The 5,560-nt window shown below is 40.1% G+C and carries 3 protein-coding genes and 1 pseudogene; 1 reads left to right on the plus strand and 3 read right to left on the minus strand.

The annotated features are described in order from the left end of the window. The 3 genes and pseudogenes from ACH0QE_RS07975 to ACH0QE_RS07985 form a co-directional block, all read right to left on the minus strand. Nucleotides 1-195 (minus strand): annotated as a pseudogene (locus ACH0QE_RS07975) (thymidine kinase); the annotation flags it as partial. 256 nt (nucleotides 196-451) lie between these two features. Beyond that, a complete protein-coding gene (gene fdhF / locus ACH0QE_RS07980) occupies nucleotides 452-2,512 on the minus strand; it encodes a formate dehydrogenase subunit alpha (RefSeq protein ID WP_415800165.1) in 2,061 nt (686 codons plus the stop codon). Nucleotides 2,513-2,702: 190 nt separating this feature from the next. After that, nucleotides 2,703-4,862, minus strand: a complete 2,160-nt coding sequence (locus ACH0QE_RS07985) for a PAS domain S-box protein (protein ID WP_415800166.1) — start codon at nucleotides 4,860-4,862, stop codon at nucleotides 2,703-2,705. A gap of 361 nt (nucleotides 4,863-5,223) precedes the next feature. Here ACH0QE_RS07985 and yhfH point away from each other — a divergent pair, with 361 nt between their 5' ends. Continuing rightward, entirely contained in the window at nucleotides 5,224-5,355 is a 132-nt protein-coding gene (yhfH, locus tag ACH0QE_RS07990; protein WP_023613959.1) for a protein YhfH, read from the plus strand. The last annotated feature ends 205 nt before the right edge of the window (nucleotides 5,356-5,560 follow it).

Here is a 5,560-nt window from a genome sequence, read left to right on the forward strand (position 1 = left end):
TGCAGTAACTGCAGTTCCGTTGTGTGATACAACCGATTCTTCGCTGTAGCGGTTATCAATCGCAGGCTTGAATACAGCAATTTTTTGCTTGGCAAACTGAGTTCTGCGCACGCGGCGGATCAGTTCTTCGGACTTACCAGAAAACATGCTGCCGCAGATCAATTCAATCCAACCGCTTTGTTTCATAACGTACATGGTCGGCCTCTCCTTCCTCGCTGGACAAAATTAGATAGCGTAAGCGCCTTGCTCAGCCCCGACAAGCGCTGGAGGGCCGACAGGTGAAGTCGTTCTTTGACTTCATCGGGCGGACCGAAGCGACTCGAGGGGCTAGGCGCTGGAGCTGGATTAAGATAACTTCATGAAGTTATCCACAACTCAATAATTTAATAAATTCCTTAACCAAAAAAAAGCTAAAATCCCGCGAAGGGAATTTTAGCTTTTCAGCTTTTTCTTATGCGATTGTTTCAATTTTAACTGCACATGCTTTAAATTCTGCTGTGCCGGATATAGGGTCATATTCATTAAGAGTAAGGACGTTGGTTGGAACTTCAGACCAATGGAAACTCATGAAAACAAGGCCTGGAACTACCTGTTCTGTTACCTTAGCCTTTACATCAAGAGTTCCCCTTCGTGAACTTACCCTTACAAGATCGCCGTCATTAATTTGAAGGCGCAGTGCATCTTCGGGATGTATATCAAGGGTTTCCTCTGTTTGTTTAATTTTCACGCCTGGTGCATAGTGGCGGGTCTGTGTATGTGTATTGTATGACTCATACCTCCTGCCAGTCGTCAGGGTGAAAGGATATTGATCATCCGGCTGTTCCAAAGGTGGTGTGAATTCAACTGGTACGAAACTGGAGCGCTTTTCATTTACCCTATCATCATGGAATCTTTCATGAAGTACTTTCGTGCCAGGATGAGCTTCATCTGGACAAGGATAGTGGATTCCATACTCTTTATCAAGACGGGCATATGATATGCCGCCATACATCTCCCAGGCAAGTTCTCTCACTTCATTCCAAATCTCTTCGCTTGAACTATACCCCATTGGATAGCCCATCTTCGTGGAGAGTTCACACAATATTTCCCAATCTTCTTTCACTCCTGGCTGGGCAGTCACCGCGGTGCGTACACGCTGAATTCTCCTGTCTGTATTCGTGTATGTTCCGTCTACTTCGCCCCATGACTTGGCTGGCAACACGACATCAGCCATCTCAGCTGTTTCTGTCATAAAAATATCTTGAACAATAAGGAAATCGAGTTTTTCTAATAAGCTTCTAGTATGGTTCATATGAACATCTGCAACTAGCGGATTTTCCCCTATACAATATAATGCTTTGATTTCCCCTGTTTCAATTTTATCGAAGGTCCTCGTCTGGGTGTCACCGACTTTTTTATTGATTTCTACATTCCATTTATTCTCGAAGCGGGCCCGGTACTCGTCATCCAATAAGCTTACAGCACCGGTAAGCTGATTCGGTAAACAGCCCATATCTCCCGCGCCCTGGACATTATTCTGTCCCCTTAAAGGCATGATACCTGAACCTCTTTTGCCAATCTGGCCACTCAGCAATGCAAGGTTGGCGATATCGAATACATTGTTCACACCACAGTGATGTTCTGTAATACCGAGTGTGTAGGCGATCATGGCCTTGTTAGCATTTGCGTACAAGCGAGCAACCTCTATGATATCCTCTGCGGCCAAACCGGTGATTTCCGCTGAATACTCTGGTGTGTAGCGATCTACCTTCGACAGCAACACATCAAAATCTTCAGTGTGCCTGCCAATGAAACTTTCATCATACAGTTTTTCAGTAATGATAATTTTTATAATTGCGTTGATCAGCGCAATATCTGTACCGACGTTAATTTGCAGATGTTTATAAGCTGACTTGACCATATCAATTCTTCTAGGGTCAATGACGATTATTTTAAGACCGCCTTTGGCAGCTTTTTTAATTCTATTTCCAATGATCGGATGGGCTTCCGTTGTATTGGATCCCATTAATAAAAGTACTTCTGCTTCATCAATATCTTCTAAAGTATTTGTTGGGAAACCGCTTCCAAAAACAGTCGCCAGACCGGCGACACTAGGAGCGTGTCAGGTTCGGTTACAGCCATCAATATTATTGCTCCCCATAGCAGTCCTCATAAACTTCTGGGTAATATAGTTCGATTCATTGGTTGTGCGGGCACATGCGAACATCGAAATCGATTCTGGACCAAACTCATCCTTTAAACCAGACAATCGGCTTGCTATGAAATCATATGCTTCTTCCCATGTAGCCTTTACCAGTTCTCCTGCTTTTCTGATCATGGGTGTATTCAATCGTTTCGGAGCATGGACATATTGATAGGCAAAAGCACCTTTTACACATGTCTGTCCTTTATTTACGGGTGCCTCTTTGTCTCCCCTGATTTTAACAATTTTATTATCTTCTACTTCCAATATCAAACCGCAGCCTGTACCACAATAACCACAGACCGTCTTAACCTGGCTAATCGATGACATAGCTTCCCCTCCGGCATTTTTATATAAATTTCTCTTACTTCCATAGTAGTCTAAATTTTCAAAGCGATGTAGAAAATCCAAAAGATTTTTTTGTCATATTTCCAACATTTCTTCGACAAATTTTGTTTTTGGCAGTCAGAAAGTATAAAAAATAAGGCAGGATTAACTCCTGCCTTACCCAGACTTTCAATTATGCAGTTTTTGCCGGGAGCATAATTTTGAATGTTGTACCTTTGTTCTGCTCACTTTCGATATAAACCTTGCCATTATGGCTTTCAATAATCTTGAAGCTAACCATCAGGCCGAGTCCATTTCCGTTTTTCTTGGTGGTATAGAAAGGCTCGCCAATTTTCTTTAGCGTTTCTGGAGGAATTCCTACGCCTGTATCCTTGATGGAAATGACGACATTGTCATCCTGGATTTCTGTTCTCACTTTTAAATCTCCACCATCAGGCATTGCTTCAATTCCATTTTTTATGAAATTCAAGAATACTTGCTTTAATCGGTTCTCATCACATTCAATCTGGATGATTTCCTCTGTAGCATCAAAATCCAGTTTGACATTCCTTTTTCTTGCTTCAAATTTCAACATGGACACTACAGTTTGGACAATTGGAATGATATTCTGTTCCTCAAGCTCCACAGCCTTTGGTTTTGCAAGTACCATGAACTCTTCAACTATATTATTGACTCTGTCAATTTCATCAAGAATAATTTCAATAAACTCCTGGCGCTGCGGCTCTGTTTCGTCAAGTTGCAGAAATTCAGCATATCCTTTCATTGATGTCAGCGGATTTCTGATTTCGTGGGCAACACCAGCAGCGAGCTGGCCAACAGCCGCAAGCTTATCCTGGCGGTGCAGCATTTCCTCTGACTTTTTCTTCTCTGTGATATCGTTACGAATTGCAAGATACTGATACGGCTTCCCATTTTCATTCAGGAAAGGAACAATCGTGGTATCCACCCAGTAAAAGGATCCATCCTTCGCTCTGTTTCGAATATCCCCTTTCCAAACCTGGCCGGATCCAATTGTTTTCCACAGATTTTTAAAGAATTCCTTCGAATGTAAACCGGAATTCAATATGCTGTGGTCATTACCAATTAATTCTTCCCTATTGTATTTAGAGATCTCACAGAATTTATCATTAACATTCTTGATAATCCCCTTCTCGTCAGTAAAAGCCACGATGGAAGATTGATCGAGGGCAAAATTAATATCACTGACCTCTTTCAGTGTTTCCTTTAGGCTCGCTTCCGCCTGCTTTCGTTGTGTTATATCAGAACGAATCGAGACATATTGATATGGCCTGCCTTTACTATTCAGGAATGGAACAATTGTGGTATCAACCCAATAATAAGAACCATCTTTCTTCTTATTTCGGATTTCTCCCTTCCAAACCTCGCCTGAACCGATCGTTTTCCACATATCTTTGAAAAATTCCTTAGTATGAAGTCCAGAATTCAATATCGAGTGATTTTGACCCAAAAGCTCAGCTTCACTATAGCCAGAAATCTCAATGAATTTTTCATTAACATATGTGATATTACCTTTAGGATCCGTAATCGCGACAATTGCTGATGAATTAAGTGCATCTGTAATATCTTTTAAGTTGGTATCTGAAACTGCAAGCCTTTTGCTAATTAACGCACTTGAACCGATCAAGCCAGCAAGGATAAGAACTGAGATAAAAACAATAAGATAACTAATCAACGACTCTGGAATCCCTGTCTGCTCGACAAGACCGTTGCTAATATTGATTGAAGATGCTCTTGATAAAAGAAAATGCCCTTCAACAATTGCAGCCGTCACGAAAAGAGCACTTAGCGGCTTAATCCAACCATGGTCTCCTTGAGTAAAACTTTTTGAAAAGAAAAGCATCCAGAAGGAAAAGTAAAATGAAACGAAAACTAGTGTAAGTGCAATGAGTAAAATAGGAGGCTGATAACTGAAATCTAACCTCATAGAGTACATTCCCAGGATATGGACAACCAGGACTGCAAGCATCATGAACAAGCTTCCCGCAAGCATATTGCTTTTTTTTACCGACTTGCCAGTCATTGAATAGAACGCCATTGCTGTAAACGAAATAACTAAAATAATCGATAAGACCGTTATTGGGATTCGATAAGAAACATTGCCATTTAGGTTCATTGCAAGCATTCCAAAGAAATTCATGACCCATATCCCTATGCCAAGTGAAAATGTCCCACCCAAAAACAGGAATCGTTTATTTCGATCAGATGATTTTATTAGACTGAATAAATCGAGTGCTGTATATGATGACATTACTGTCAATAAAATGGCTACTAGCAATAATATTGGATTGAAGGATAATTCCGGATTATCCATTTAGGCATCATTCCCCATTTTAAAGTTTCATTTCGATTGTATGTTAAAACGGAAAAGAATAAAAGGGTTTCTTAAATAAAATGTAATAACTTTGTCACCTTTATCTATTGACAATTGAAATTTATAGGAATTCCCTTTCCCATTGTTGTTGACACTCTACAAACAGGATGATTAATTTACCAATCATGGATAACATAGCCCCCTGCCACTTATTAACTCTACCCCGAATAGCTAGTATGAACAAACACCTATTTTTAAATTTTTTCAAAAAAAGGCTACACAAATTTTATAATTATGTTTATACTGTACTATAACAGGTTAAGTAAAATATAAATTGTACTATAAAAGGAGGATATTTACTATGATGAGTCCGGTTGAATTTTTTCGTAATCTACCAAAGAAGGTGTGCCCTGAGTGTGGTGAAGGAATGCATGAACAGGCTGAGTCATATTTAATGGAATGTGACCGCTGCTTATCTAAAAAAGAGGAATAATATAAGAAAGCACCTTTAGAAAAGGTGCTTTCTTATATTACCCGAAGAAAAAACTCAAATAGAAAAAGAAGCTCATTTGCGAGCTTCTTTTTTAACATCTTAGGAGACCCAACCAGCATCAGCCCAAAACTTTTTGGAACTATTGAGTTGTATGATCCTCTTACTATAGCCGATGTGTGTTTGTTCCGCATTAAAGTGTCTTTTC

Origin of the sequence: Mesobacillus sp. (assembly GCF_047739415.1) — a bacterium.
Taxonomy (GTDB): Bacteria; Bacillota; Bacilli; order Bacillales; family Cytobacillaceae; genus Mesobacillus.